Source organism: uncultured Agitococcus sp. (assembly GCF_937920075.1).
Lineage (GTDB): Bacteria > Pseudomonadota > Gammaproteobacteria > Pseudomonadales > Moraxellaceae > Agitococcus.
Map to the genome: position 1 here is coordinate 1 of NZ_CALETI010000161.1, position 1,557 is coordinate 1,557.

1 protein-coding gene is annotated in these 1,557 nt (G+C 41.2%); it reads right to left on the reverse strand.

Translation table 11 applies throughout. The annotated features are described in order from the left end of the window. Window positions 1-1,557 (reverse strand): hypothetical protein (locus tag Q0212_RS06075; protein ID WP_297923597.1); only part of this gene is annotated, 1,557 nt, incomplete at both ends.

Sequence of the window (1,557 nt, forward strand, 5' to 3'; positions counted from 1 at the left end):
GTACTGCATTACGCTGTGCTTTTGTGGCTTGGTGTGCCTTTTCTTGCTCGGTTAAAAAATAAGGGATGTATTCATCGGTCTGTCTGTCTTGGCTGTCCTCTGCTTGCTGTGCGCGTTTTTTTGCCGCTACTGCAATCGGATTACCTTGTGCCACTAAACGGTCAAACACCGCCATAATGATTGCATAGGCTTTAGGACTCATCATCTCCTGAAAGCCTTTGTGTCCACCTAATTCGTGTACAAAAGTTGGGATAATGGATTCATCGGTTAGGTTGTCGGCTACTAGAGTCACTTGTCCGTTGTGGTAGTAACCCTCAACATCACTGTTGTTTTGACTATAGTGCCTATCTTTAATGGTTATGATGTTTTCATCAAAGACAACATAGTTGTAATACTGCTTCTCATACGGACGGCTTCTTGATTCTTGGTCTAAGAATTTAATCCCTGAATAGCCTAGTTCTTTTAATGCCAGTGATAGCTCTTTTGGCAACCCATCACGGCTATAACGAGTTACTTGTTGGTAAAGTTGCCCTACTGTTTTACCCTCTGTGTCTAAATTTCTGTAGGTGTCAAACTTTTTGAATATAGCTAGTAATGCCTCCTGTTCTGTAGTTGGCAAGTTATCAAACTTAGCAAACCAATCTATAAAAGACTCTTCTTTAGCAGCTATATCAACTTCGTATAGTTGGCCTGTCCCTTTATGAGATGTTGATGTTCGCTGTGCTGAAAACTTTTTGGCTTTGTATTGCTCAAGTATTTGCTTAACAGCATTTAACTCAACATATCCGCTAGTATCTTCTGTATATTCTAAAATATCCTTATTGATTTTTTCTAGCGCATCATATCTAGGGTTTTCATCTGCTTCCCAAGTGTCGGTGCGTCTGTTGTACTCACCTAATAAGTATTCTTTAAATACCTTTACTAAAGTTTCCTCACTAACTGGTGATGCAAAGTTGGGGGCTTTATATAAATTACTTAGCTTGATACGCTGCCCATCTTTTCTAAAAATAAACTGTGTCCTAGCAGCATCATTAGACAAAACACTTCTGTACCAGTCAGCCAACGCTTTCCTGCCTGCTAAATAGTGTCCCCACCCAAAGGCTTGTGCGCCTTCGCCTGAATTAACAAATTCACGCATAAACCTATCAAAGTTTGCAGGGCTGCCGTGATAAGCCTTAATACTTTTAAGTGCGCCTTCTGCAATATCTTTAACGCTATCGACAATGCGTAGTATCCCCTTATCCTCCAAAGTCTTAATCAGTTTCTCGCCAAAGCGGTTGACCAATGTTTGACGTACTTGTGAGGTGGTTGTGCGGTCGCCGATGGTGGAGGATTGGCTAAACTTAGGCTTAGAATCGCTGTCTTGGGGGTTATTGCCTGATTTTAGATTAACCTGACCATCATAGTATCCTAAAAACTCTTTTGTTGCTTCGTTAGCAGCGCGAGACTCTGACTGGCGTTGCTCCATTGTTTTAGTTTTAGCTTCATCATAAGACTGAGCTAGTTTGTCTGATTTGCTTACTGTTGGAGCATTGGCCTTAGCTTCATTAAAGGCGT